Raw genomic sequence first — 25,851 nt, forward strand, 5'->3', positions numbered from 1 at the left:
AAGACAAACTCTTTTTCGTCGCGTCGAGAAAACTCGTTTTTCTTGATTCACGGCTGATGGCTTGTTTGTTGCCGCGCAGCTAAAACGTCTCATTCGCGACAGCCTTTGCGAAAGCCGTCGAGCTCCGTTAGTCATCTCTTCTACGGAATCGCTCCTGCAAGACGTTACCTTCTTGCGCCGTCAAGAATCTTTCCTTCGTCCATCACTGCGCTGGACCTGTATGACGCAAAGGGCTTCCCCTTACATCAATTTGCCTCGCCAACTACGGGCTGGTTGGCGTGTTGAAACCAAGCTGACATCCGACTCGCTTTTGTCGTGCATCAACGGCGAACTGCTGAAACAGTTCAATCTGTCCCCTTATGTGTTACCGGGTCCGCCTCGAGCGCCTGCTTTTCCCTTGCGGCCCATAGCACTCGCGCGCGTTCGTCTTGATGGCTTTTGAGCTTGTCGGCCATCCAGAGCAACGCGCCGAGAATGGTGGCCCGGTCGTCGCTGGTCAGGTTCACGATACCGGCTTTAACGACGAGGCCGCCGATTTCGATGAGGTGCCGCGTGCGCTCGCGACGCTCGACCTGTCATGTGCGCATCTCATGTCGCGCCCTTGCGGCCTGATGCCGGTTGCGCTCCGCTCGGTTACGCAGGAGGACCGTCGTGTTGCGATCAGTTGGCGGTGCATTTCGCCCTGCCCGGCTTTGAAAGAACGCGGCCCTACGCCTGGCCCATGCCTCCATCTTTCCGGTCTCTTTTGTCTCGCCAGTACGATCAGCGCGCCGGCCAGTTCATTGGCATTATGCCTAAGTGCTTGATCGCAAAGTCATGTGGTCCCCGCGACGGGTGGATTGCGGTCAATCCGATCCAGACGCGGTGGTAAGTCGACAACCGCGAGACGTTCGCGCGTCCATAAGCAGGCTGCATCTGACTTCACCGCTACTAAAGCGGTACTGGGCAGCGGGAGCTCCCAGCCTTAAAGGCCGCTCATAACGGTCTGGTTGCAGGTTCGAGTCCTGCCGGGCCCACCACATCGTTAGTCCGTCAGTGTTCGCAACGATGCGTCCTCATCCGCTGAAACGATCCTTTTCCCAATTTTTCCAATGGTCTGCGGCGTTCAACGTTCGTCGACGTTCGTATGCAATTTGCGAACATCCCGCCGTTTTGTTGGCATAGTTGGTATCTTATCGAGGCCGAAGCGAGATACCAACATGCAGCTCACGGATACGAAGTGCCGGAATGCCAAGGGCCAAATCAAGCCACGCAAGCTGTCCGACGGCGGTGGCTTGCACCTCTTAATCAATCCTGACGGAGCCAAATACTGGCGCTTGGCCTATCGGTGGCATGGCAAACAACCCACCCTTGCCATCGGCGTCTAGCCTTGACCCGCGCTTCTTGAATCTCAAAGTCATCGTCTTTCGACATAAATATTACCTACGCAAAGATATCCTTGGCGATGGCATCCATTGATTCACGATGGTCGTCCGACTTGAAGAGGTGCCCGTAGCGATCCATCGTGACTTGGAGGCTGCTGTGACCGGCGAAGGTCGGCCTTCGGCTTGAGGCCGCCTCGATCCAGCACGAAATTGCGAAGTGACGAAGCGCATGCGGAGATGAGTCCAAATTTTATCGTTGCCTCACGCTCATAGTTGATGAGTGTGAGAATATCCTGATTGCGCATGCATTCAGCCAACAGCGCCTTTTCCTCGGCGGTGAGGTCGTGGGCTTCGCCATGTTATCGCCTCTTCGCCGCGGCCGCGTGCGGCATCAAGAACACTTCAAGCGCCTTGACAACGTCAGCCAGTGATCCCGGATCAACGGCGACATCCTGGACGAAGGCCTTCCATTGTTGTTGCTTGGTTGGATCGTCCGCAAACGCCGCCGTTAGCCCATCAGGTGTCGCCGCCGGTATCTCAGTTTTCCGACGGGCGAAGGTCGTTGCGATGGCCCTTGCCAGCGCATCTTTGTTGAATTCGTGAGACCGCGCCAAGGTCCAGATGTCATAGAAATCCTTCATGCGGCCGTTGGCGCGACCCAGATCGACCATGGCCTGGAATTTTTCTGCAATCACCGTCTCGTAAGGATAGGCACGCAGGTTCGGCGAGGGCTGATCCAGCAGAACGGGCATCTCGATATCGACGGGTTCCGGCTCGACCGCATCGCCAAAAGCGATATCGATGATGATCCTCGGCTTCGCGCCGGCAATCTCAGCCGTCGTCTTGAGACGCATGCCGCCATATTCAGTTTGCTCACGGATCGCCTCGATGGCGAGCCCATCGACATCAAAGACAACGCCATCGTCAATCTTTACGCCGCAAATTTCACGAAACGTCGCGAGCATGGCCGCCGGCGACGGATCACCATGTCCGAGCAGATCAAGGTCACGGGTGGGACGGTGAGGATCTTCCATCCAGCTGGTAATCAACATCGCGCCCTTGAGGATAAAGCGATCGCGATATTTGCTCGTGCTGAGGCGATAAAGCAGGCGTTCGAGCGCGTAGCGGGTCAGAAGCAAATCGAGCGGCTGCCTGCGTTGCTTCGACAGGTTGAGCAGCCGGGCGCGTACAGATGCTGCGACGTTGACGATGGGTTTACGCTTGACCGGTTTAGGCATCCACTGTCAGCGCCTCCAGGCGGGGCTGGACAACTTTCTCCCAGATTCCGGCCTCAACCGCGAACTGGGCGATTTCAGCCGGCGTCGCCTTGCGTTTGCGAAGCGCTTCCTTCATGCCAAGCATGGCTTCGTTTAGGCTGATTTGCGAGCCGTACCAGATCTTGTGGCGCTGGGCATGCCTGAACATATCAACGATGGTCTTGGCCGGTGTGTAGATACGAACCTCGACCCGCTCAATGATATGGGTCTTGATTCCGGTATCGAAGACTTTCGGCCCGAAGCGAACGATCTCGATCTTTGGTTGCTCGATCTTTGGCCGCCACTCGCGCGGTCGAATGGCCATCCAGACAGCAGGAGGGATACGGTCCGTCAGTTCATGAAACGCGAGGGCGGAGCTGAGGCAGACGATACCGTTCGGAACAAGCTTGGCGGCCTCGGCCAGCGTGTGATTGGCATCAAGCGGCGCGTCAGCCAGTTGATAGAGGCCGCGAGCAAGCTGAACAACAGTACCCTTCTGCTCCATGCGGGAGATGGTCGCGGCCGTGATGTCATGGTTGAGGAATTCGGAAAGCCGAACCATGCCGCGATCCTTAAGCAGATCGAGCGCGCGGTCTTCCTGACGTGTTGAGGTGGCTGCCATGGCTCACAATATGATACAAAACATCACCGATGTCAACAAGCTAGCAAGGTTTTATATCATCATAAGGCATTGATTTTACTTTAGAATATGAAGGAATGCTTGGCCGAGCGCTTCTGAGGCGGCCTCGTCAATCAGGTAGTTGGTCGCGGAGTTGCTCCAAAGTCGCAAACCGAACGCCGAATTCTGTCGCAAGCCAAGTTCTATTCGCCGTATCGAAAATGGAGAGTCCGGCTGAGCGAGCTCGATCGTCAGTACATAAAATATCATTCCGATAAGCAATGTGGGCTGCGACCAGCTCTCCGTCCGCCCACTCAGCACAGGCTTTCAAAAACACCTTTTCAGTGGAAGTCGTTCCGCGCGCGGCGTTCCAGCCGCCTGCTGCATCAAATGCAGCCTTGCCAACGCCCCGAGACTCAATACGGGCCGCCAGATCGATTTGGCGCTGCTCGCGCTCGTTGTCCTTGGTTTCTGCGAACAGCGTGGGGTCGCGGATTTCCGCAGGACTTGGCAATCCCAGCCAGGCCGCACCTCTCAAAAGCCGAATGCCCGCAGCAAGCGCGCTTTTGAGTTTCTTGGATTGGACCTCAGGCAGGCCAGGGTGGCGCTTATCGTCAGGGCCGATCGACATGAAATGAACGTGGGGCTGGCCATGCCGCATGACGATGGAAAACGGAAACTGCACGTCCATCGCCGGCCCTGCGAAATAGGACGCCCGCTCGCTCTTGCGGATCGCTTCAATTCGGAAGCCAGACTCGCAAATGAACCCGGCTATTCGCCCATTCGCAATGGCCGATCGAACAGACGCCCAATCCCGATCGTCCGGATCAAAAATCTTTTCCCATGCATTACTATCAAAGGTTACTCGCACAATCCAAAATCTCCGACAGACCTGCGCGAAAAATGGACATTCCAGGGCCGTGTCGCAGACTCGAATGCCAATTGCATCAGGAAATCAGCCGCCATGAAATGGAGAAAATTCGACCCCTTGCCCCCACGCATGATCATCCCAGCGAAACCAACGAAATAGCTGCCTCGCCGCGAAACCACCAGCAGGCGAAGTTCACGACCGCGATTTCGTCAGCGGCAACGGCATCCTTCAAGTGATGCTGGGTGAGATTGACAGCACTGCTCTTTCCCGAGCCCCAAGGGCCATTGAGCGCGATCACCGTCCCTTCGGGTGCTTTGATCTTGTGAATGGAGGCGGCGAGCGCTTGCGCGAACGGATCGATGCCGAACCGGTCTTCGGCAGGTTCCTTGATAGGCGCGTCGTTCGGCGACTGATTGAAGTCGGACATGTTTGCTACCAGCCAATAAATAAGCGCCCGCAAGGGCGCTCGATGGGCGCTCAGTCGGGATCTACCTCATGCGACTCAAGCTGCATTATAGGCCGCCCGGGGCAGCACATTTCCAGCCTCATCGAGCCGACAAACCGGCCATTTCACATCCTCAGCTCCTCGGTCTTTTGTGCCGTTTTGTGCCATTTTTGTGCCGTGGATTTTTTGAGAACGGTTTGGGATCCGCACCGGAATGGCGTTAACCGGTTGTAATAACGGCTTCCCTTCGTACCCAGTGAGAACGAGTCGTAACGTATGAAAAAGCCCGCCAATGGCGGGGCTCGTCAAAATTTGGTTGCGGAGAGACGCAACCACCGATACGGACATTCGGTTCAAGTGGCGATTTGACAGCTGGCGCCCTCCGTTCCGAACGCAGTGTGTATTTTCTAAGCTATCGGTTTTTCTGCAATCGAGAGTCGTTCCATCTCGTTCTGTTCACGGCCGTTTGGGCCATTTCGTTGCGATATCGTTGCGGCGTTCTCGATTGATTCAATGGAGAGGTAGCCGATATCAACGCCCGGCGATCAGACCGCATCGAGCAGGATTTCCTCGAATTAGCGCCCAAAACAGGTCCTCTTACCGAGCCCGTTCGGAGACGCCGTTCCGCCGAGGCGAGATTGTTTCTCAGCCCAGCCGAACCATAGTCATCTACCCATACAGACCAATAAACGTCAGCTTGCTCAATAAGATACAGTGTAAATTGCATGATTTTTCAATGGACTATCCTACAAACGGGCCGTTTCGAGCCTATACTGCAAGGCATGAGCAAACTCGACGAACTCAAAAAGCACCTAAAGCCCGGCCAGGCCTATCGACGCGCCGATCTGGCGCGCTGGTCGACGTCTGTCGATCGCCACATCAAGCAGTTGGTTGAGCAGGGTGTCCTGAAGAAACTCTCAGGTGGACTTTACGCCTTTCCGAAGGAGACGGCATTCGGCCTGGCTCCCGCGGCTGACAAGGATGTCGTGAGCGCGTTTCTGAAGGATGACCGGTTTCTCCTGGCCTCGCCGAATGCCTACAACAGTCTCGGAGTCGGCACGACACAGCTCTATGACAAGACCGTTGTCTACAATCACAAGCGCCACGGCGAGTTTTATCTGGGCGGCCGCAGGTTTGCCTTTCGCGTGAAGCCGCATTTTCCCAAATCGCTGATGAAGGAATTTTTGCTTGTCGATCTCGTCAATAACCTCGATCAGCTCGCCGAGGCGAAGGATGAAGTTCTGAAGCGGGTCATGGAACGCGCGGTCGTGTCCGACAGTCCCCGTTTGCGCCGCCTCGTGCGCACCTATGGAAATGAGCGGACCAAAAAGTTCTTTGAGCGCGCGCTGAGACCGGGTGAACTGCAGCATGCCGCATAACTTCCTGCACAATCATCCGGACTTCCCGGATCTGATCCGGATTATGGCGGAAGAGAAGGGCATTGATCCCGCCCTGGTCGAAAAGGACTATTGGATCATGCATTGCCTCTACGGGGTTTCAGCAGCTCGGCTACACATTCCAACTGAAGGGCGGCACGTCGCTTTCGAAAGGCCACAAGATCATCCATCGATTTTCGGAGGACATCGATATCCTGATCGAACCTCCACCCGACCGCGACGTGAGGACCGGCAAAGAACCAGAACAGTCCGGCGCAAATCAAAACGCGAATGGATTTCTATGACTGGCTCGCCAAGTCGATCAAAATCGACGGCATTTCGAGCGTCGAGCGCGATACGGCGTTCGACGATATGCCGAACTATCGTGGTGCCGGCATCAGGCTCAGCTACGACAGCGTGACCGAGAAAGGCCTCAGAGAGGGCGTGCTGCTTGAGGTCGGCTTCGACACCGTCGCTTCCAACACGCCGAAAGACATCAGCTCCTGGGTCTACGATTACGCCGCTGGCAACGTTTATGTATTCAACCACGGAAACGCGATACTTGGCAGCAGCCTTGAACCCGGCGATCTCCTCAGGCTGATATGTGGTCGTCTTATGAATGACGACCCGGTCCGGCATCACACCCGCGCGTTCTCCATATTGGGCGAGAACATCGCTCAAGAGACTCTCGGCCTGTGCCGTGTTCAGATAAGGCTGCCTTTCCCGACGCTGGTCGTGCTCGATGTTTGCGCCTTTGAAGACGAATGGTTGAACGTCGGTCGAATATGCTTGGGCGACACTTGCATAGACCAGATGACCACTTCTTTTCTTCATGTGATGGAAAGAAATGCCGACGAAACAGACGTTCCGCGGAAGATCGGTCGGGCGCCAAGGTATTCCGCGCATTTTGTAATAAATCGAAGTCGCTATGTTTCAGGCACGTGTCGCGAAACTTTGACCTTTGTCATCCGGGCGATCGATCGTGTCTCGCCGAAGAAACTGTATGGGGACGGCTTCGTCATGCATCATGGTGCGCGCCTTGATCGCGCGATAGAAGGTGCGGAAAAGCAAGTCGTCGGCCATCGTGTAGAGCGCTTCAGCCGCCTTCAGTTCATCCGGCGAAGGCTGAAAGAGCGCGAGTTGGTCGCCTTCCTCTTCTGTTCGCAGGATTTCAAGCGCGTGGCGCTCTTCAGGCGTAAGCCCCGGGTTAGATACCCGCAAATCACCAAGCTCTGGCTTCACGCAAACTATGATGCAGTCTGGGCTGTCATCTCCGAACAGGCTGCTTATTCGACCGTCGAATATTTCAACGAGCTCGTCGAAGGATTTGCCCGTCAGCGCATCCTTCAAGGTACTATGAATATTCGTATCTACCGCGCGGACAAAGCGCTCCCCCACGGCAAACTCGCAGTTCAGGGCGCCTTCTAGTCCAGGCCAATCACGAAATCTATTCGAATTGCCTTCAAACGCCGGCATGAATTGATTGAGCCGACTTAACCACGCCTTTGAAGCTTCGATGTCTTCGGCGAGTCCAACCGAGCCGAATGCTGCGCAACCCGCGGTCATCTACTGGACCATGGGCTCCAAAGCCGCGCCGCGGATCGACGTCGCGAGCGGCGTTCGCAAATTCCAGTTCCGGTTCAGGCAGTACGTCGATCTTCAATGGAAGAGCCATCGACTAAACCTCCTTCCTGAACGTCAATTGTTACAAAACCTCCGTCGAGGAGTAGGTCATCGACATGTCGATGGCCAATATTTATTGTCTGCGATCCCTGCGAAAGAAAGCGAGCCCAGAACGTGAGATCGCTTTCAACATTCGCGTTGCGGTCAAACTTGATCCTGCGGGTTACCTTGCTCGTGCGCATATATCCGGGCCGGCCGAAGGCTGGCTGCCACAACCCGATCGCACCGACGAGGGTTATTGCGCTGAAGCTCCGGGCTGCTCCGGCTTCCGCACTCGGTGTCGGCGTGCGGGTTCGAACAATTGGCTTCGCGGACTGAGTTGCGCCAATTGTAGGCGCGTTTCCACACTCTGGTTAACGAACTCTTGTTGCAAAGCTCGGCATTGCAGGCCCCTCGCCTCGCCTTTCTCAAGAGATTGATCATACAACGAAACGACGCGGGGCGTCTGGGAATATTGGGGCTAAGCTAATGAACGGGCTTTTTTTGAAGCCTAGAACCGTACCAACCAAGCGGCTGCTGGCGCTTGGCATCGGTCTCATTTTGAGTTTTTCCGCCATCTACGCTTCCATTCTCTGGGAGATGGCCAATAAGGATTACCTGACGGCCGAGCAGGCCGCCACCAATCTCGTCGCCACCATCACGAGCGAGATCGAACGCAACATCGAGCTCTACAACCTCTCCCTGCAGGCGGTCGTTGACGGGGTCAAGCTGCCGGAGATCGATACGATCCGGCCCGAGTTACGCCAAGTTGTCCTGTTCGACCGCGCGGCAACCGCCAAGGATCTGGGCTCGATCCTGGTGCTGGATGCGGCGGGCAACCTCACCCTAGATTCAAGGACGCTCACGCCGCGAAAAGCGAATTTCGCCGACCATGATTTCTTCCGGGTACACCAGGCGCGGCGAGATGTCGGCCTTTTCATCAGCGCACCATGGGTCACCGGTGAGGGCGAATATTTGATCAGCCTGAGCCGGCGCATCGAGAATGCGGACGGCTCCTTTGGCGGGGTCGTCGCTGGTAGCATGCGCCTCAGCTACTTTCATGACCTGTTCCGAAAACTGAAGTTCGGTCCGGAAGATTCGATGACGTTGTTTAATACCGAAGGCATGATTCTGATGCGGGCGCCGTTCGACGTCGATCAGATCGGGCAGAGCATCAGCCGGTCCCAGGTGTTCAGATACTTCCCGCAGCAGCAGTCAGGCTCATATACAACGACGTCGATTCTCGACCATGTCAAGCGGCTGTTCGTTTTTCGGCAGATCGGCAGTCATCCGCTGCTCCTCGCCGAAGGGCTTTCGCTAGACGGTATATACGCGGACTGGTGGCGGGAAGTGTGGTCGATCAGCCTTGTAGTCGCGGCACTCTTCGTTTTCATGATCGTGCTGACGATCTACCTCATCGCCGCGCTGAAGCGGCGTGCGGCCGTGGAAAATCAACTCGCCGTGCTTGCAAATACGGACGGATTGACCGGCCTCTGCAATCGACGACGTTTTGACGAGGCGCTCGAGGCCGAATGGCGACGGTCGCAACGATCGGGAACGCCAATCGCGTTGTTGATGATCGACGCCGATCATTTCAAAGCCTACAACGACCAACATGGTCATCAGGCCGGCGATGCCGCCTTGACGGCGATCGCAGGCTGCATCGCAGGAGCAACGAACCGGGCCTCAGACCTTGCCGCTCGCTATGGCGGAGAGGAATTCGCCGTGTTGGTGCCTGGCGTGAATGCCGAGGGGGCGTTTGAACTCGCTGAGAAGATTCGCGGCCGTCTTGCGGCCCTGCGTAGGACGCAGCGCGAGCGTCAGGAGGTCTGTCCGACCATCAGCATCGGCCTCGCATGTCTAATTCCGCGATCCGGAGATGGTCCAGGCGACTTGGTGCGCGAAGCGGACGAGGCGCTATACTCCGCGAAACGCGACGGACGCGACCGGGCAGTTATGGCGTCCTCATCGAGCAAACAACGGAGGAAAGTCGCGGCATAGTGAAGGGAACGATTGCATCGATTGCGGCCTGCTCGCGCCAGTTAGGTCCCTCGAAACCGAGATTATCTCAAGCCAAGGGACAGCCGCATCTAGGTCCTAAAGGCAATTTAGGTAGCGCAACGCAGGAAGGACGAGAAATCCGGCGGTTTATGTCCGGCAACAGGAGGGAGTGGCGAGGCCGGCTCACTCCGCCGCTTCAGCGGGCGGGCTCTTAAGCTCCGAAAATTTCGCTGCCATCGTCGGATTGCCCCGGGTCAGCTTCTTGATGGTCACGTCCTGCGCCTTGTCGTTCGCGAGGCGCAGGTTGCGATCCGCACCGATCAACGCATCCTTGGTCTTCTGCAGATGATCGATGGACTTGTCGATCTCGGCAATCGCCGTCTGGTAGTGCCTGGAGGCCAGATCATAGTTCTTCGAGAACGCCGTCTTGAAAGTCTCAAGCTGATTCTCAAACTGGGTGATGTCGATATTCTGCGCCTTCACGAGCGCCAGCTCGGTCTTGTACTTAAGCGAATTGGTCGCCGCATTCCGCAGAAGCGTAATCATCGGTAGGAAGAACTGCGGCCGGATGACATACATTTTCGGGTAGCGGTGGAAGACGTCGACAATGCCGGCGTTATAGAGTTCGTTGTCCGGCTCAAGCAATGAGACCAGGATGGCGTACTCGCAGCCCTTCTCGGTCCGGTCCCGGTCAAGCTCCTTGAGGAAGTCCTCGTTTTTGCTCTTCGTTGCGGTTTTGTCGCTTTCGTTCTTCATCTCGAACATGATAGAGATAATCTCGGTACCGGCCTCGTCCGAGTCGCGGAAGATGTAATCGCCCTTGCTGCCGGTCCGCGCGTCGTTGTCTTTCTCGAAATACGCCCGCGGAAAGGCCATCGACCGCACCCGGTTGAACTCGGTCTCACAGTGCTGTTCGAGGGTCTCGCCGACCATCTTGGTCGACAGGCGAGCCTTCATGTCCTTCAGGCGCTCGATCGCGTCGTCGCGATCCTTGATCTGCGTTTCGTACTTGTCCTTCAGCGACTGCTCGGAGAGCTGCTTTTCAAGCTGCACCTGCTTGATACCGTTCTTCAGCTCATCGCGCTCCTTCTCGATGATGCCGACCGCTTCGGTGACCGCGAGCTTCTTCTGAAGCTCAGCAGCCTCAAGCTTGGCCTTCAAGTCTTGAATTTCCTTTTCCTTGGCAGCAGTGATTTTGTGCTGCTCGGTGACCAGGAGCGCTTCAGCAAGCTCCGAGGCTGCTTGCTTTTCGCGCTCCGACTCGGCCAGCGCGTTCGCGAGCCTGTCACGCTCCTTCTCCACGGTACTGAGCGCTTCACTGACGGCAAGCTTCTGAGCGACCTCACTCCCCTCAAGCTTGGACTTCAACTCCAGGATCTCGGCGTCCTTGGCGGCCGCAGCCTTCTGCAGATCGTTGCTCACCTGGGCCTTGGCCAATTCAACAGCGCTCTGCTTATCACGCTCGGCTAGTTCCAGCCGTTCGTGGAGTTGCTGTGCGAAATCGGCGTCACGGACCTGCTTCAGGATATCCGCGTAACCGGACTCGTCGACTTTGAAGGCCTTGTCACAGTGGGGACAGATGATCTCGTGCATGGTTCCTGTCCGGATCGGGGCGGCTGCTGTTGTCATTCAAAAAGGGGCTGGCTCCCTTAGAATCGGGCCAGCCGCAGCGAGAACAAAGAACAAGCAACTTTGAAGGGTCAAGCCGGAAGCCGCGGTTTTGCGCATTTTGCTTTGGCAATCCCCCGCTTTCCGAGGCGCCGGCCACGTCGCTCGGACGGCTTGTTGAGTTGAGGGAAAGCTGCCGAGCAGCGAGTCAGAGCTGGGCATCGCTCGCACGACGGGACGTTCGACGATTCGACCGGCGAAGGCTTGATCAGAGAAAGCCCGCGCTGCGGACCTATTCACCCGACACGACCGGCCGAGATCAATGCGCAACCAGGCGACTATCGCCAGCTCATTTGTTCTGCGAGACGGCCTAGGCTCTTGATCGCCAGCTCGTAATAGTGGGCCGATTTATCCGCAAATCCTGCCTTGAGGATCGCGGCATTGGTTTCGGGAGCGGCCCACCCCTCGAATATCTGTCGCCTGGTTTGTCCGTCCCAACCTGCGCGCCCCCTTGGACTCCAGACGAAGTCGCGACCGCCTGTTTTGCTGAGCCTGGTCTGCAACTCTTCGAGCGAAGTTGTCAGCGTTAGGCGCGCCAGCGCCGCCAACATCTCGAATCCTTCAAACAGCTTGGTGAACTCGGTACCCACGAAAATGAAATCCGTGCACCATCCAGGCAGTATGTCATGAAGGTGGTCGCTCAGAGGCGTTTTTCGCTTCTCAAGGCCCTCCAGGACCTTCCAGGCATCGTTGTCCCCGCCCTCCAGGAGCACAACGATCGTTCTGGATCACGGAGTGCTGCCTGCGCGTCACCTGTATGTTGCGCTAACAAGAGCATCCAACAGCCTCCTTGTAATGTCGTCACGCTAAGTAGCGTTGCGGCGACGTCGGACAAAGTAGGTGTCCACCACCTTCCCAGCACTTAGACTTAGCCTCTGAGAAGCGCCTACCCGCCGGCGCACCACCTTCCGCTTTTCGAGAATGAACTCAGTAAGCGGGCCTTCATCGTCGGCAATTTCAAGCCCTTCGTCGAAGTCCTCATGCCTGGTAAAATAGGCCAACGCGGCCTCGGGGCTCAGTTCGCCGGGCAACGACCATTCGTCCTTTAGTGCCGGATCGAAGAGTGGTGTCGTGCGCCGCAGGCTGTACCAATGCACCCGGTCCGAGCCATCATTGGCGGGCTGCCGGGTCAGTATCTCCAAGGCCTCGGTAAGGCTCTTCCGGGACGCGGCGAGAGGCTCAATGTCGGTGTCATTCTGATCGGTCTCCCCGGTGCAGGTGGTTTCGCCGCTGGTCATTTTCCCCGAATGCAGCATGGCCAACTGTTGGTCGATTTGCTTGATGCTATCGAGATAGCCCATCGCGGTTTCTAGGATAACGATCACAGGGCCTGGGATTTCGCGTTCACCGGCTTCCCATCTGCGCACGGTACGCCCATCTTCAACCCGAACGGTTCTGGCTAAGGCGTCTGCGCTCAGCCCAAGTGCGGCACGCGCGTCCTTCAAAGCTTCCGGCGTTCTAACGAGGGTCACCACCATACTCCTCCTAGGGCCATTGGTCCTAGCGTATATAGGGCCAATGGCCCCAGGAGCCAAGGGTTCCAAGTATGTTTTTGCCACTTAAAAGCGGCAATAAAAGCGGCAAAGAAAGGGGCGTCGACCCTATATAGCTGTTGATATTGTTGTATATTTTAGCGGCAAAGAAAGCGGCAAAAATGGACGTATCAGCTATGGAACCCCTCCTGCCAGAGGACCGGCAGGAACTCGAAGATCTGGCAACCGATCTGGTCGCGAAGGCCAACACGTTGGCCGGACGGATACACCCAGTCATGCGGGCTTCGGTGGGCGACCTCGTGCGTTCGATGAACTGCTATTACTCCAACCTTATCGAAGGCCACAACACGCTGCCTATCGACATTGATCGGGCGCTTAAGGACGACTTGGCTAAGGAGCCTGAGCGCCGCAATCTGCAATTAGAAGCGCGCGCCCACATTGAAGTGCAGCGTATGATTGACCGCTGTGAAGCTCCTTCACCTGCGTTGTCCGTCGATTTCATTGTCTGGACGCACAAAAACTTCTGCGAACGCTTGCCGGAAGAGCTGCTGGTCGTTGACCACCCGACGACCAAAGAGAAGATCAAAATCGTCCCCGGTGAACTTCGTAACGATCACGTCAAGGTAGGACTCCATATTCCGCCCCCACCGGAGGATCTTCCCGCGTTCTTGAAGCGGTTTGCTGATGGCTACTCCTCGAAACACCTTTCGAGATTGCGCAAGATTATTGGCATAGCCGCATCCCACCATCGCCTCGCCTGGATTCACCCCTTTCTGGACGGCAACGGTCGCGTAACGCGGTTGTTCTCTCATGCGCTCTTACGGGAATTGGATGTCGGCTCCGAGCTTTGGGCCGTTTCGCGGGGACTTGCGCGACGCGTCGCCGATTACAAAGCCAACTTGCAAGCGGCAGACGAACCGCGTCGCGGCGACCTTGATGGTCGGGGTAACCTCACGATGGCGGGCCTTATCGATTTCTGCAAATTCTTCCTGGCAACATGTGTCGACCAAGTCGACTTCATGGCGGGGCTCCTGGAGCCAGAAGAACTGCTCAGGCGCATGGAGATTTGGACCGAAGAGGAAACCCGCGCAAAACGGCTTCCAAAGGGTTCTTGGCCTTTATTGCGTGAAGCGGTGATGGCCGGTGAGTACGCGAGAGGGAGCGCTCCTGCCCTCACGGGATACGAAGAACGCCAGGCGCGAACGGTCCTCAACACCCTCATTGAAAAGGGCTACTTGGTTTCACCTACAACGCGCTCGCCGGTGAAGCTGGGTTTCCCGGCAACCGTAGTCGAACGGTGGTTTCCTAGACTGTATCAGCCGGCCGGCTGATTTCGCGGCGAATCGTGTCGGCTCGCAAGCGCGTGATCCCTCTTGGCGGAAGAACCACTTGCACAACCAGCCGGCCGCGATCACCAGTTGGCGCGGTCCCCTGTGGATCGCGCCGGCGCGGGCTCGTAACTCCGGTCGGGCTACGCCCTCCCCGCGTCACGAGCCCGGCGAAGCTATCTCATCCTGATTGACGCTCCACTGTCACCCTGATTGCCGCGCGGCAGACGCCGCCGCTCCGTGGGCGGAGCCGTGCCTTTGCAAACTGAACGTTCAGGCCTTCATACCGGATTTGCCGCCAGAGGAAGTCATCGTAGTGCGATACAAACACATCTTCCGCTCGCTACATCCTGCAGATGGTGCGCTAGATCTGATAAATGGGGTGCGGCTAAATCGGTAAACCCTCGTATAGTACACGGACTGCTCACCTCCATATAATTGAAGACCTCCGCTCTCCAGCTATTGGAAGCATAGAGTTTGTATGGCGATTGGCTTCGTGATGATCGAACCGACGGATTGCCATTGATCAAAAGCCGCAGCAGCGAAGTTCTGTTCCGTAACAGGTGGTTGGTAGCTACATACGGGTCTGCAAATGGGCTATCCTGGATCGGACCTTGCCTGAGCTGCTCCGGCATGACGCGGCATCTAATGAAGCTGGCCTCTGAACCAAATTGTCATGGCATGTGGTGTCTTCCTGGTCGCCAGCACGGTCGACGGTATCCTGGTTGCCCCAGCGAACCGATATTGCCGACCCGAAGCGCCAGTTTCAACGCCGTGCTCACACGAAGTCCGTTAGCGATGTCTTTGGCGCTGGCTCCGGGCTCTGAATTGGCCAGCATTTTCAAAATGCTGCACTCGATGAATGCCGGTCCCGGACAGTACCGGCAGAAACAGCCCGCCAGCGTAAGACGCATACCGAAGTCGTAGTAATGGTGCTGCCGAGATGCTCGACACATTCGTAACTGGCAAGACAATGCCAGCGGTGAACGATCGCGATCTAGCCTTGGACTTCGCCAAAGGAGTTCTGATCATTTTGGTGATTGTCGGTCACCTGATCCAGTATATCATTTATGGGGGAGATGGCTTCTGGGATTCGGCATCCTTCAAATGGATCTACATGTTTCACATGCCTCTTTTTATGGCGATAAGCGGATATCTTTCCAGCCGAGCGCTGTTGGGAAAGTCGTTCACGCAAGCCCTCCGTGATCGCGCGATGCAGCTCCTGGCGCCGATGCTGTTCTGGTGCTCTCTCCTTCAGGCAGCAAAGTTGGCCATGTTTCCTCGCCCGCCGGACGCACCAGACACCGTTTTGCTGGTTTTGAACGATTTCTCCGGCACATACTGGTTCATCTGGGCTGCGTTCGCTTCCTTTCTTTTCGTCAAGCTCGTTTGGGCCTTCAATCCATCTTCGCCATGGCCCCTGTTCGTCTCAGTGTTGCTTGTCGCATTTGCACCTGTGACTATCTCCGTATTCCCTCTCATAAAGTACACTTACCCCTTCTTCTGTCTGGGCTTCTCATTTGCGCAATCGAGAGAACGGTGGACGAGCATCGTGCGGTCCCATAGGCCGCTCTTGATGATGTCAACGTCCATAGCGGCTGCCCTGTGCTTTATGGCGTGGCGCAAAGACACTTATATCTACAACAATCTCGCCTTGATCCATGATCTGCAATCGGCAAAAAACGTACTTTTGATGTTTATTGGGTCGGCCGCGGCCTCAGGCATGATGATCGCGATCCTGCTTCGCACCTCGAGAATCGGCAGCTCGAACAGGGTAGTCCGCTTTATCGCCACCGAAGTGGGGCAGAGCACGCTCGTGCTGTACCTGGTGCAGAGTACGGTTTTCCGTCTGATGGATTCCCTGCCGTACGGAGAACTTTCGGATCTCACAACGAGGTTAGCTGCGGCTGGAAGTCTCGGGACAGCGATTATTGTAGTCGCGCTAATGATTCGTTGGACCGTACGCGACATTCCCTACCTGTCTCAGCTCATGCTTGGAATGCCCCCCCTCTCGCGTCCTTTGTCAGCCCAGCCTACTCATAAGTAGTCCTCCGTGAAGAACGCGAACCAGCGCTGATTCAAGCGATCTTTTGAGCCGGGACAGTTTCGGCGAAGGCCCGGATGATGGCATCAGGAGTTCTGGGAACCATCGCAGGAGCAGGCCGAAGTTGGAGCCGGCCACGGCGAGGACCGGAGTTGACGCGGTCGCCGCCGCGGCCTTGGAGATAGTTGCGGTCCATGCGGTGCTCGGCCTTGACGGGTTCGACGGCCGCACGAGGCTTCATCTCGCGCCGGATAGAAGCCGTGACGCGACGGACCTGGGCCGAGATCCAGACCCTGAACCGGTGCGCGTCGTTATGGCCGCGGTACCCCTTTGTCGAGATGGATGCGGCGAGCCTCAACGCCGGTGAGCTTCTCCATGTCGGCGACCACGGGGCCGAGCGTGTGCCCGTCGAAGGGATTGCCGTGCAGCGCCTTGGCATGGAGCACGAACTGTCCGCCCTTCGGGACGTCGCGGGGGTTGCGATACTGACCTTGCAGCCGAACTCGTAAGGCGCGCGGGTTTCCCCTTGCCGATGCACTCGACCTCCGGCGCATGTAACGCATAGACAGCGGGGCCGCGTTGATGCTGATCCTGGGTGCGTACCCGCTGCGCCAGATCAAGCAGCGGGCCGAAGCGAGCGTGAGCGTCAAGAGAGGCTCACCGGTGCCGGGCCTGACTCGCGCGGAATGCTCTGGATAGCGCGGTCGGGATGATTGACGCCGCCGGCGCGCGGTGATGGGGTGATCCCGGTTCGGAGCGGGCAACGGGGATCAGGATGACCAGCGAATCGCAGCTGCGCGAGAAGCTTCGGAAGATCGAAGCGTTGTTCGTGGGCGCCGGAACTGCTGGTGAGCGCCTGGCGGCGGAAGCCGCGCTGCGGCGGGTGCGTGCCCGGGTCGAGGAACTCGCTCGCCACGATCCAGCGATCGAGCAGCAATTCTCACTTCCCGACCAGTGGTCTCGGCACCTTTTTCTGGCGCTTTGCCGTCGATACGGCCTGCGGCCGTTTCGTTATCACCGCCAGCGACGCAATACGGTGATGGTCCGCGCGTCGCGGGGCTTCGTCGACAAGATCCTGTTGCCGGAGTTCACCGAACTGGAAAGGGCGCTGCAAGTCTATCTGCACGAGGTGACGCTGCGCGTGATCCGCGAGGAGATCTATGAGGACACCAGCGATGCGCAGGAAGTTCCAGATGCTCTGCCGTCGAACTGATCAGGCGGCGAGCTTTGCCTCCGAACCATCGCGCTCGGCCTTCCAATTCCACGGTAGCAGCATGTGCAGCTGATTGATCTTGGTGCGTCCAGAGACGATGTGCTCGAGAACGTCGGTCAGATAGTGCCGTGGGTCGATATCTTGCAGCTTTGCCGAGTTGATGAGCGACGCGAGAATGGCCCATGTCTCGGCGCCGCCTTCGCTGCCCGCGAACAAATCGTTCTTCTTTCCAAGCCCTATCGGCTTGATGCTGCGCTCGACCGAATGCGTCCATCATCGATGAAGCGCGTCAGGCCATCCCAATGGTTAAGGGTGTAGCGGATGGCTTTACCCAGACCGAACTTCTTCGAGACTTCCAGCAGCCGCGCCTCGAGCCAGGGTTTGAAGTCCTCGATCAGCCGTCTGGTGTCGGATTGCCGCACCGCAGCTCGCTGCGTCGCCGGCAAACCGCGAATGCGATCCTCAATGGCGTAGAACATCGCGATCCGCTGCAGCGTTTCCGCGGCGATCGGCGATTTTCGTCGCGACCTGAATTGTCCCAGAACTTCCGCCGCGCATGCGCGAGGCAGAACGCCAGTTGTACCGGACGGCCGCCGTTCTTGATCAGCCCCTTGTAGGCGGCGTAAGCCGTCGACCTGCAGGATGCCGTCGACCAGCGCACTGATCGTATGGCTGCCCATACGTACAGTTCTCAACCATCAAACCAGCCGGTCGCAAGGCGTCTTTCCTCGGAAGCTTACAGCAATATTTGAGCCCCACGTCCGCGAAGGAACGGATCTTTGCGCTGGTAGCCCTCTGTCGTTGGGGTCAGCTCAGCAGATCGACCTCACCGGTGTCGAGCCGATACAACCCCCCAACGACCTTCAGTTTCTTTTGCTCAGCTGCCGCGTTCAAAAACGGGCTCGCTGATCTGAGCTTTCTGACATTATCGGCCACATTTTGCTTGATCGCGTTGGCGAGCGCGTCCCCGGTTTCCTGGGAAGACGCCTTTACCGCCGGAGCAAGTGCGGCGACGAGGGATGGAATATGCCCCGGCGGAGGCTTGTCGTCTTTCAACGAATTGATCGTGGCCTCGACAGCGCCGCAACGGTCGTGGCCGAGTACCAGGATCAGCGGAGTGTTTAGCGCCTCCACCGCATATTCCATGCTGGCGATCATTTCATCATCGGCGAAATTCCCTGCGACCCGGCAGACGAACAGGTCGCCGAGTCCGCTGTCGAAGATATATTCGGGCGCAACACGCGAATCGGCGCAACTCAGGATCGCGGCGTATGGATTTTGCGCACCGACCAAAGCTTTGCGCTCTGGCCTGAGATCGTCGCATCGCGATATACCACGGACATACCGCGCATTACCTTCCACTAGTCGCTTCAGCGAAGCGTCCGGCGAGAGCACGTTATCCGGCTTAGGCAACGCTTTTGCCTCCCTCGCGTCAGCAATCCTGTCGCCAAGCAGCGTGCCCACTGCCGAAGCAGCGAAGAGCATCAGGGAACGGCGGGACAGCGCGATCGAGTTAAGGCAGATTGGGAGGCAATCTTCGCACATGGTTTTCCTTTTGGCGCGCGCCTTTGCGCCTTGTACAAGTGATAGATGCGCTCGCCCTTGTGGTTCACTCCGCGCTTATCATGCGCTCGGGCTGGCGGCGGGTCTGATACGGAGACAGCTCCGCGCAATAGCCTTGGAGCGGTGATGATTTGCAGCAAAGTAGCGGCACGCCTACACCCTGACGCTGCGTGAGATTCAAGCGATTTCTTGCGGCGTGCCGAAATGCGCGCGAGGCGGGTTGGGTGCCCCGGGGAAAGCCCTCGGGAACGGCTAATGAAGCATCGAAAGTCTCGCCGAGTGGCGACGTCTCCTCAGCCCTGTCGGATGCCAGCGCGGCTTGCTCCAAGTCCGGACTGAGCGGTCATCGAGCGCTTTTCGTTCTAAGATTTCTCGATCCCAGAAGCCACTGGACCGCAGATAATCCGCATGCTCCATGGTTGCCGACGCTAATTGCTCGGGATCGTAGCCCAGTGCGCGATCAAGCGCCGAACTTCCTGCTCGGTGTGCGCGACCAGATGCTCGTAATGTACCACTAGCGTATCGTGGCGACCGCGCTGAGCGGCAAGCGTAGGCAGGCCAAGAACGAGATCGGCAAGCGAAGGAGGCGATGGCCGGCGATGGCAGACCGAGTGCAACATCTGCGAGACAAGATACGATGGCTGATGGGCAGCTCGCCGAGCTGAGTGGGATGCCCCATTTAGCCTTCACCGAAGCGGCTATGGCATACGGATTGCGAAATAAAGCGATTCGTTGCGCTTCGGGATATAGACACTCCAGAAAATCCAGCACCATCCAATAGCGTGGCGTCTTATCTATGAAGGTACGTTTTCCGGTTGCCGCCAGATACTGCCCGTAGGCAGCATCGGTCAAGGCTCGGGCTACGATGCGGCGATCTATTCGACCAAGGAATTCCGACGTCGCGGCCCGAATCAACGATGCCCCGCAGGGTGGCGGTCATCTACCCTGCCGAACGCCTCAAGTGCCAACATTAGCCAGGGTTCGGGCGGGGCCAAAAATATCTCGGTGGTGCTGTAGCAAATGGGCCAGCACGGTCGTGCCTGATCGGGGAAGGTCTAGAAGAAAGCAGCCCCGTGGCGAATGGCTACGATCCAATGTCATGAGCCCATGCCCTTATTTCGGACGGCTGTCGGAAGCTTCTCATCCTGTTTGAGCATGCGGCCGTTGCTGGGGGCCGAGACCGCCTCATTATGGTCGCATGGCACGCGGCGAGCAGCGCCTTTTGCCAAACGTGCAGCGATGTAATGAAGCTGGATTCGTCATCGTGCTTACCGGTCGGCCAAGTGGGCTTCCCCGACGAGCTCGAACTCGGCAATTTTGTTGGACGGTTCGCAGGTGAGCTCGGCGCGGTGGTCGGAGGCGATCGCCACATAGACTGCCGGCAGCACGAAAAGCGTGAACAGCGTGCCGATCGATAGGCCCGCGACCACGACGACCCCGATCGAGAAGCGGCTGGCCGCACCTGCGCCCGTTGCGGTGAGAAGCGGCAATAGGCCCGTCACCATCGCTGCCGTTGTCATCAGGATCGGGCGTAGCCGGACGCGCGCTGCGATCTCGACCGCGGAGCGGCGGTCGAGCCCCTCCTTGAGCTGGAGCTCATTAGCGAACTCGACCATGAGGATTCCGTGCTTGCTGATCAGGCCGACCAGGGTGAGCAGCCCCACCTGGGTGTAGATATTCATGGTCGCCACGCCGAAGAACAGCGGGACCAAAGCGCCAACGATCGCCATCGGTACGCTGATCATGATGACCAGCGGATCGCGCAGGCTTTCAAACTGAGCTGCCAGCACGAGGAAGATGATGATCAATGCGAACGCAAACGTAACGACGAGTTGGTTGCCCTCCTGAACGTATTGCCGTGCGTCGGCAAGATAATCGTGGCTGAACCCTGCGGGTAGCTTCTTCGCCTCCCCCTCGAGGAAGTCGACCGCCTGCCCGATCGTTACCCCGGGCATCGGTACGGCCGAGAAGATCGCCGAGTTGAGCTGGTTGTAGTGGGTGAGCGCGTTTGGGTCAGTCCCCGTCTGTATCGAAACCACGGTCGATAACGGCAGCCGCGCGCCGCTTGCGGCTGTCACGTAATAGCCGCCCAGCGATTCTGGTGTGAGGCGCTTATCCCGAGGGACCTGCGGGATTACCTCGTACGAGCGGCCTTCGAGGTTGAAGCGATTGATGTAGTTGCCGCCGAGCAGCGTTGCGAGCGCAGCACCGATGTTCTGCATGGTGATGCCAAGGTCGTTGGCCTTAGAGCGATCCACCTTCATGCGCACCACCGGTTGGTTGAATTCGAGATCAGAGTCGCTGACTATGAAGAGGCCGCTATTGCGGGCGGCGTCCTTCAATTCGGCCATTTGCTCATAGACCGTCTTGTAATCCAGAGTCGAGTTGATCGCCATCTGGACCGGCAAGCCATCCGAGCCGCCCGGCAGCGGCGGGAGGCTAAAGGCAAATGCGTTGATGCCCTCGATCTTGGAAAGCTCGGCCTGCACCAACGGCTTAAGCGCGATGGAGGAGCGCTTGCGCTCATCCCAGGGCTTGAGCAGCATGCCGGCGATCCCGCTCTGCGAACCGCTGATGCCGTTCAGCACAAAGCGAAGGTCAGCCTCGGGGAACTTCTGGAACGACCTGTCGAGCTTGTCGCCATAGAAATCGAGGTAGTCGATATTGGCGTATTTCGGCGCCTTGGTCATCGCGAATATGATGCCCTGGTCTTCCTCGGGAGCGAGCTCTCTGGAGGTGTGCATATAGAGGAAGCCGACGAGACCTAGCATAGTCAGCGCGAACAGGCCGGTTATCGGGCGATAGTCGAGCGAGCGATCGAGCTTGCGGCCGTACCAGCTCGTCATGGCGCCGAACACCCGATTCACGAGTTTTGCAAACCGCCCCTCCTCGGCGCTCTTGAGGAACACCGCGCACATCATCGGCGACAACGTCAACGCGACCACACCCGACACAATCACCGAACCTGCGAGGGTGAAGGCGAACTCCCGGAACAGCGAGCCGGTCAGGCCGCCGAGGAAACCGATTGGCGCGTAGACGGCAGCCAGTGTGATGGTCATGGAGATGACCGGGCCGACGATCTCACGCGCTCCTTTGAGCGCGGCCTGTACGGAAGGCGCGCCCTCTTCGAGGTGACGGTGGATATTCTCCACCACGACGATGGCGTCGTCGACCACAAGTCCGATCGCAAGCACCATCGCGAGCAACGTGAGCAGGTTGAACGAGAAGCCCAGCACCAGCATCATGCTGCAGACGCCGACCAGTGACAGGGGGATGGTGACGATGGGGATAACAACCGATCGCAGGGAAGCTAGAAACAGGAAGATCACCATCACGACGATGACCACAGCTTCACCGAGCGTCTTCTCGACCTCGTCGATGGAGGACTGGATGAACTTGGTGGAATCGTAGGCCACCTTCATCTTCAGCGAGGGCGGCAGGTTCCGCTCGATCTCGGGGAGCAGTGCGCGCACGCCCCTGACGATGTTGAGCGGGTTGCCCTGGGGCGTTGGCTGCACGCCGATGAAAATCGCGTGCTCGCCGTTTAGAGCGACGCTGGCCTCGTTCGTTTGCGCGGCGAGCTCGACGGTTGCGATGTCCTCCATGCGCACGAACCCGCCGTCCTTAGCTTTGACGATCATGCGCTTGAAATCATCAACGCTTTTCAGATCAGTGTTAACTGTGACATTAGAGAGGATAAGATAGCCTTTAGCCTGACCGGCCGCGGCCTGGAAATTGTTGGCTGCTACTGCAGCTGAAACATCGGCCGGAGATACGCCCTGCCCTGCCATCTTCATCGGATCGAGCCACAGCCGCATCGCAAAGGTCTGTCCGCCCAGGATGTCGGCCGAGGCGACGCCGTCCACCGTCGAGAGAACAGGCTGCACGACTCGCGAGAGGTAGTCTGAGATGGCACTTCCGCTCAGTTCCTCGCTGGAGAAACCGAGATACATGACAGCTGTCGCCTGCCCTGTGGATTTGGTGATGACCGGATCGTTGGACTCTTTCGGGATCAGGTATTTGACCGAGTTGACCTTGGCGAGCACTTCTGTGAGCGCCTCGTTGGGGTCAAAATTGAGCTTGATATGGACCTGGATCGTCGACGTCCCGAGCACCGATGAAGACGTGATGTAATCTACACCTTCAGCCGAGGCAACCGCCTGCTCAATGGGGGTCGTGATGAAACCCTGGATCATGTCCGCGGAGGCGCCAGGATATGAGGTGGTGATGTTGACCAGCGTATTCGACAGTTTGGGATACTGCCGGATCGGCAGGACGCTGGCCGCGCGAAGGCCGATCAGCAGGATGAGCAGGCTGACCACCACCGACAAGACCGGACGCTTTATAAATAGATCGGTAAACGCCATGGACAGGATCGCATTCAAGACACTTGCGCTAGCAACTCAGGCCAGTGCCCGACTCATCAATGCACGAGCATTGCGCCAAATAGCCCGAGGGACGCAGAAACGGTGGTTTTAAAGCTTCGTATTTCTCAGCAAGACATCGCCTTCTATCTCTCGAGGATACTGGGCGACCAGTTCGAATGAAGGCAGAAGCTTAAGGATGGCTCGAAGCGATAGCTGCCCTTCGTAGAGCTCTTTATCGCTGTATTCCGTGTAGACGAAGCGCGTCTTGTTCAGGGTCTCGCTGGCGCCCGCGATGACATCTGCCTCAGCTCCCTGCACATCCATCCAGATCAAATCGATCTTGTCCAACTTGGCTTTGTTGTACCAGTCATCCAGTCTTTGGGTTTCCACTGAGATCGGCTGATCGAATCGAACCCAAGCATATTCGGAAAGGTGGTTCTTTGGCCGCCGTATTGACCCAGAGAGAGCCCAACCCTCTGCTTCTCCATCAGCATCGCTTGGATGAAAATCGATTCGACCATTTCGGTCACTGATTGCAATCTCGAAAAGAGTCACCTTCTCAAGGGATGGATCGATATTCTTCTTGAACCGAGCAATCGCACGGGGGTCTGGCTCAAAGCAGTACACCTCAGCTCTTGGGCAAAGCCGAAGAAAACGGAGCGTATCAACTCCGTCGTAGCAGCCGATGTCTAGGATCACGGGATCTGGTTTGTCCAGGAAGGACGCGATCTGCCGATGGACTTCTAACGGAGACGTTGGATTGAAATCACGCTCCAAAGCTTCCGAAGAAGGCGGCTGTACACCGTCCGGCGGGCTTTCAGTGGGAGACTGCGGCATTTTCATTGAACTCCGTCCTCAACATCTCAATTACAAGGACTCCCCCAAACCAGTCTCCGGAGAGCTCAGAGTCCGCACCGGCCCACCGGTCGCCTCGTTGGTCCAGCTTCGGGCCACTTAAGACGAGCTCAAAGGTCGGCTCAACTCTACGCAGGTAAGCGGCCGACATAGAAAGGGTTAAAAGAGCTATACAAACGTTTGTCGGCAGCTGAGGCCTGGCTGATCTGCGGCGCCAAGCCGGCCTGATGCAGCTTGCGCGGGGCTAGTGAACGTTGTCGCCCGGACAATGATAAGCCTCGGCTGATACTCCGTCTGTACACCTTTCTCCGAAACGGGACTCAAATCATCTGCTGTGCCCTGCGATTTGACGTCGGCCTTTGTATCCGCCGTCGCAGCATCGGTACAATCGATAGTTTCGATGCACAACATCCACACGATGGATAGATCCAGGACGGCAGTTGAACGCTTTGGAACTCCTCACCTCTTCCCCTTGCCTCCATCGAATGCTCAGCCACGATTTGGAACATTTAGGCGGTGGCGGGTGATGCCGCGTTCAGGACCACTGCTCAGCAAAAAGGAGTGACATCGCAGTTCAGGGCCAAGCGTCCCGGGCGTCTTCTCTGGTCGACGGCGTCAAAGCGGCACCGTTGCCAAGGCGAAAGCTGACGCACTGTTAGCTTCGTGGATTGGCCCTTCCGCTGCGCCTTGAGCCGCCAGCGATCGCAATGATGAGCGCTGCGCTTCGGACTTTCACCGTGCGGAAGATCGAGAGAATCTATCGTAAAGGCGCGATTGCGTCATTTCGTAATGCGCGCTGATCTAGATCGCACACAAATTGGGTTGGTAACTCCTCAACTATTTCATCACCTCTTTTTTCCGCCATGTTCGCGACCAAAGCAGAGACTTGCCGCTCGCGTGCTCCGCGATCGGCGCTAACGCGTTCTCAAGGGAATTCTAATGGCAAAGCCGGTTGTGATTGTGGTGGGTGCGGATAAGGGTGGGGTCGGTAAAACGACCGTATGTCGGACGCTTCTCGACTACTTCAGTATCCATAGCGTGCAGACGCGCGCATTCGACACGGAATCGCCCCGGGGTACGCTCAAGCGCTTCCACCCCGATATCACTGAGATCGTCGACATGACGACGACGGCGGACCAGATGAAGATCTTTGACACTTTAAACTCGGGCCTATCGGTCACCGTGATCGATGTTCGCGCGGGCTTGCTTTCTCCGGCCCTGACATCGCTGCGCGACATCGGCTTCTTGGACGCGGTGAGGACCGGACAGATCACCTTCGCCCTGTTCCATATCCTCGGCTCGTCTATCGCCTCGCTGGATGAGATCGCCGAGACGGAAAACTTCATGAATGGCGGAAAATACTTCCTGGTGAAGAACTTTATCAATGACACCCAGTTCTTCCAATGGGACCACTCGACCTACAACTCCTATTTCCATCGCATCAAGGACGCGACCGATCTGACCATTCCGAAGCTCGACGAGATGGCCTATGAGCAGGTTGAGGTCGCTTCCGTTCCGTTCCTCAGGTTCATCGCCAATAAGGATCCGCGTGACGATGCCGCAAACTATTCCTTCGTGCTGCGCGGCTATGTGCGGCATTGGCTCGCAAACGTCTGGAGCGAGTATGACCGTATCAACCTCAAGGACCTGGCGGGGGCTACATCCGTGAGCCGCAGCGGCGAGAAATGACTCTCGTTTCCGATTTTGCGCGGCTGGATTACGCACG

Annotated in this window: 22 protein-coding genes and 3 pseudogenes; 9 read left to right on the forward strand and 16 right to left on the reverse strand. The window is 57.5% G+C overall.

Annotated features, from left to right (window positions below; genetic code table 11):
* Positions 1–344: 344 nt before the first annotated feature.
* Complete coding sequence (locus tag F758_RS43860) at positions 345–542, reverse strand: conjugal transfer protein TraD (protein ID WP_245286496.1); 198 nt, start codon at positions 540–542, stop codon at positions 345–347.
* A 657-nt stretch (positions 543–1,199) separates the two neighbouring features.
* Here F758_RS43860 and F758_RS47670 point away from each other — a divergent pair.
* Entirely contained in the window at positions 1,200–1,367 is a 168-nt protein-coding gene (locus F758_RS47670; RefSeq protein WP_198026483.1) for an Arm DNA-binding domain-containing protein, read from the forward strand.
* A gap of 356 nt (positions 1,368–1,723) precedes the next feature.
* Here F758_RS47670 and F758_RS0113755 read toward each other — a convergent pair whose 3' ends face one another.
* The 4 genes from F758_RS0113755 to F758_RS0113775 form a co-directional block, all read right to left on the reverse strand.
* Positions 1,724–2,602 (reverse strand): nucleotidyl transferase AbiEii/AbiGii toxin family protein, encoded by an 879-nt coding sequence (locus F758_RS0113755; RefSeq protein WP_024508406.1) that lies wholly within the window; start codon positions 2,600–2,602, stop codon positions 1,724–1,726.
* The gene (locus F758_RS0113760; RefSeq protein WP_024508407.1) at positions 2,595–3,242 is read right to left on the reverse strand and encodes a type IV toxin-antitoxin system AbiEi family antitoxin domain-containing protein; all 648 of its coding nucleotides are present in this window, start codon (positions 3,240–3,242) and stop codon (positions 2,595–2,597) included. The genes F758_RS0113755 and F758_RS0113760 overlap by 8 nt, the downstream gene beginning before the upstream one ends.
* A gap of 127 nt (positions 3,243–3,369) precedes the next feature.
* Entirely contained in the window at positions 3,370–4,110 is a 741-nt protein-coding gene (locus F758_RS46470) for a hypothetical protein (RefSeq protein ID WP_024508408.1), read from the reverse strand.
* 133 nt (positions 4,111–4,243) lie between these two features.
* Positions 4,244–4,537, reverse strand: a complete 294-nt coding sequence (locus F758_RS0113775; RefSeq protein WP_024508409.1) for a P-loop NTPase fold protein — start codon at positions 4,535–4,537, stop codon at positions 4,244–4,246.
* An 800-nt stretch (positions 4,538–5,337) separates the two neighbouring features.
* On the opposite strand from F758_RS0113775, the gene F758_RS0113780 reads away from it, so the two are divergent.
* The 4 genes from F758_RS0113780 (at position 5,338) to F758_RS0113790 (ending at position 9,594) form a co-directional block, all read left to right on the forward strand.
* Positions 5,338–5,934 (forward strand): hypothetical protein, encoded by a 597-nt coding sequence (locus F758_RS0113780; protein WP_024508410.1) that lies wholly within the window; start codon positions 5,338–5,340, stop codon positions 5,932–5,934.
* A 62-nt stretch (positions 5,935–5,996) separates the two neighbouring features.
* Entirely contained in the window at positions 5,997–6,236 is a 240-nt protein-coding gene (locus F758_RS51815) for a nucleotidyl transferase AbiEii/AbiGii toxin family protein (RefSeq protein WP_245286490.1), read from the forward strand.
* Entirely contained in the window at positions 6,223–7,359 is a 1,137-nt protein-coding gene (locus F758_RS46475) for a hypothetical protein (protein ID WP_051386868.1), read from the forward strand. The genes F758_RS51815 and F758_RS46475 overlap by 14 nt, the downstream gene beginning before the upstream one ends.
* An 834-nt stretch (positions 7,360–8,193) precedes the next feature.
* A complete protein-coding gene (locus F758_RS0113790) occupies positions 8,194–9,594 on the forward strand; it encodes a sensor domain-containing diguanylate cyclase (protein ID WP_349542722.1) in 1,401 nt (466 codons plus the stop codon).
* A 183-nt stretch (positions 9,595–9,777) separates the two neighbouring features.
* Here the strand turns inward: F758_RS0113790 and F758_RS0113795 are convergent, their stop codons facing one another.
* The 3 genes from F758_RS0113795 to F758_RS0113805 form a co-directional block, all read right to left on the reverse strand.
* On the reverse strand, positions 9,778–11,187 hold the full coding sequence (locus tag F758_RS0113795) for a DUF2130 domain-containing protein (protein WP_024508412.1): 1,410 nt from the start codon (positions 11,185–11,187) through the stop codon (positions 9,778–9,780).
* 353 nt (positions 11,188–11,540) lie between these two features.
* Complete coding sequence (locus F758_RS0113800) at positions 11,541–11,975, reverse strand: hypothetical protein (protein WP_024508413.1); 435 nt, start codon at positions 11,973–11,975, stop codon at positions 11,541–11,543.
* Positions 11,976–12,068: 93 nt separating this feature from the next.
* Positions 12,069–12,740, reverse strand: coding sequence for a helix-turn-helix domain-containing protein (locus tag F758_RS0113805; RefSeq protein WP_024508414.1), 672 nt, complete (start codon positions 12,738–12,740; stop codon positions 12,069–12,071).
* Positions 12,741–12,931: 191 nt separating this feature from the next.
* Between F758_RS0113805 and F758_RS0113810 the strand changes: the two genes are divergently transcribed.
* Both F758_RS0113810 and nolL read left to right on the forward strand, forming a co-directional pair.
* Entirely contained in the window at positions 12,932–14,086 is a 1,155-nt protein-coding gene (locus F758_RS0113810) for a Fic family protein (protein ID WP_024508415.1), read from the forward strand.
* A gap of 940 nt (positions 14,087–15,026) precedes the next feature.
* Positions 15,027–16,130, forward strand: coding sequence for a nodulation factor fucose acetyltransferase NolL (nolL, locus tag F758_RS0113815; RefSeq protein ID WP_024508416.1), 1,104 nt, complete (start codon positions 15,027–15,029; stop codon positions 16,128–16,130).
* On the opposite strand, the pseudogene F758_RS43875 reads toward nolL, so the two are convergent.
* A pseudogene (locus tag F758_RS43875) lies at positions 16,107–16,763 on the reverse strand (transposase family protein); the annotation flags it as partial. The gene nolL and the pseudogene F758_RS43875 sit on opposite strands and share 24 nt — an antisense overlap.
* A 139-nt stretch (positions 16,764–16,902) precedes the next feature.
* Here F758_RS43875 and F758_RS0113825 point away from each other — a divergent pair.
* Positions 16,903–17,340: a hypothetical protein gene (locus F758_RS0113825; RefSeq protein ID WP_024508418.1), complete on the forward strand. Its 438-nt coding sequence runs from the start codon at positions 16,903–16,905 to the stop codon at positions 17,338–17,340.
* Here F758_RS0113825 and F758_RS51820 read toward each other — a convergent pair whose 3' ends face one another.
* The 7 genes and pseudogenes from F758_RS51820 to F758_RS0113850 form a co-directional block, all read right to left on the reverse strand.
* Positions 17,341–17,556, reverse strand: a complete 216-nt coding sequence (locus tag F758_RS51820; RefSeq protein WP_024508419.1) for a transposase domain-containing protein — start codon at positions 17,554–17,556, stop codon at positions 17,341–17,343.
* A 20-nt stretch (positions 17,557–17,576) separates the two neighbouring features.
* Positions 17,577–17,933, reverse strand: a pseudogene (locus F758_RS51825) (IS66 family transposase); the annotation flags it as partial.
* Positions 17,912–18,001, reverse strand: a pseudogene (locus F758_RS53255) (hypothetical protein); the annotation flags it as partial. The pseudogenes F758_RS51825 and F758_RS53255, both read right to left, overlap by 22 nt.
* 146 nt (positions 18,002–18,147) lie before the next feature.
* Entirely contained in the window at positions 18,148–18,885 is a 738-nt protein-coding gene (locus F758_RS0113840) for a carbonic anhydrase (RefSeq protein ID WP_024508421.1), read from the reverse strand.
* A gap of 270 nt (positions 18,886–19,155) precedes the next feature.
* Positions 19,156–19,818, reverse strand: a complete 663-nt coding sequence (locus F758_RS53260) for a sulfotransferase (RefSeq protein ID WP_502689149.1) — start codon at positions 19,816–19,818, stop codon at positions 19,156–19,158.
* Between the two features lie 353 nt (positions 19,819–20,171).
* Entirely contained in the window at positions 20,172–23,270 is a 3,099-nt protein-coding gene (locus F758_RS0113845; protein ID WP_024508422.1) for a multidrug efflux RND transporter permease subunit, read from the reverse strand.
* Positions 23,271–23,378: 108 nt separating this feature from the next.
* Entirely contained in the window at positions 23,379–24,113 is a 735-nt protein-coding gene (locus tag F758_RS0113850; protein ID WP_157449996.1) for an FkbM family methyltransferase, read from the reverse strand.
* A gap of 951 nt (positions 24,114–25,064) precedes the next feature.
* Here F758_RS0113850 and F758_RS0113865 point away from each other — a divergent pair.
* Positions 25,065–25,814 carry a P-loop NTPase family protein gene (locus F758_RS0113865; protein ID WP_024508425.1) on the forward strand — a complete coding sequence of 250 codons (750 nt, stop codon included), beginning with the start codon at positions 25,065–25,067 and terminating at the stop codon, positions 25,812–25,814.
* Positions 25,815–25,851: the final 37 nt, after the last annotated feature.

The organism is Bradyrhizobium sp. ARR65 (assembly GCF_000472385.1).
Lineage (GTDB): Bacteria > Pseudomonadota > Alphaproteobacteria > Rhizobiales > Xanthobacteraceae > Bradyrhizobium.

Bases quoted from the DNA above. Each gene is read 5' to 3' on its own strand.
- F758_RS0113780 (WP_024508410.1), top strand. From the start codon at position 5,338: ATGAGCAAACTCGACGAACTCAAAAAGCACCTAAAGCCCGGCCAGGCC.
- F758_RS0113805 (WP_024508414.1), bottom strand. From the start codon at position 12,740: ATGGTGGTGACCCTCGTTAGAACGCCGGAAGCTTTGAAGGACGCGCGT.
- F758_RS0113795 (WP_024508412.1), bottom strand. From the start codon at position 11,187: ATGCACGAGATCATCTGTCCCCACTGTGACAAGGCCTTCAAAGTCGAC.
- F758_RS0113845 (WP_024508422.1), bottom strand. From the start codon at position 23,270: ATGGCGTTTACCGATCTATTTATAAAGCGTCCGGTCTTGTCGGTGGTG.
- F758_RS0113810 (WP_024508415.1), top strand. From the start codon at position 12,932: ATGGAACCCCTCCTGCCAGAGGACCGGCAGGAACTCGAAGATCTGGCA.
- F758_RS0113825 (WP_024508418.1), top strand. From the start codon at position 16,903: ATGACCAGCGAATCGCAGCTGCGCGAGAAGCTTCGGAAGATCGAAGCG.
- F758_RS0113790 (WP_349542722.1), top strand. From the start codon at position 8,194: ATGGCCAATAAGGATTACCTGACGGCCGAGCAGGCCGCCACCAATCTC.
- F758_RS46475 (WP_051386868.1), top strand. From the start codon at position 6,223: ATGGATTTCTATGACTGGCTCGCCAAGTCGATCAAAATCGACGGCATT.
- F758_RS47670 (WP_198026483.1), top strand. From the start codon at position 1,200: ATGCAGCTCACGGATACGAAGTGCCGGAATGCCAAGGGCCAAATCAAG.
- F758_RS0113775 (WP_024508409.1), bottom strand. From the start codon at position 4,537: ATGTCCGACTTCAATCAGTCGCCGAACGACGCGCCTATCAAGGAACCT.
- nolL (WP_024508416.1), top strand. From the start codon at position 15,027: ATGCTCGACACATTCGTAACTGGCAAGACAATGCCAGCGGTGAACGAT.
- F758_RS0113840 (WP_024508421.1), bottom strand. From the start codon at position 18,885: ATGTGCGAAGATTGCCTCCCAATCTGCCTTAACTCGATCGCGCTGTCC.
- F758_RS0113760 (WP_024508407.1), bottom strand. From the start codon at position 3,242: ATGGCAGCCACCTCAACACGTCAGGAAGACCGCGCGCTCGATCTGCTT.
- F758_RS0113865 (WP_024508425.1), top strand. From the start codon at position 25,065: ATGGCAAAGCCGGTTGTGATTGTGGTGGGTGCGGATAAGGGTGGGGTC.
- F758_RS0113850 (WP_157449996.1), bottom strand. From the start codon at position 24,113: ATGAAAATGCCGCAGTCTCCCACTGAAAGCCCGCCGGACGGTGTACAG.
- F758_RS0113755 (WP_024508406.1), bottom strand. From the start codon at position 2,602: ATGCCTAAACCGGTCAAGCGTAAACCCATCGTCAACGTCGCAGCATCT.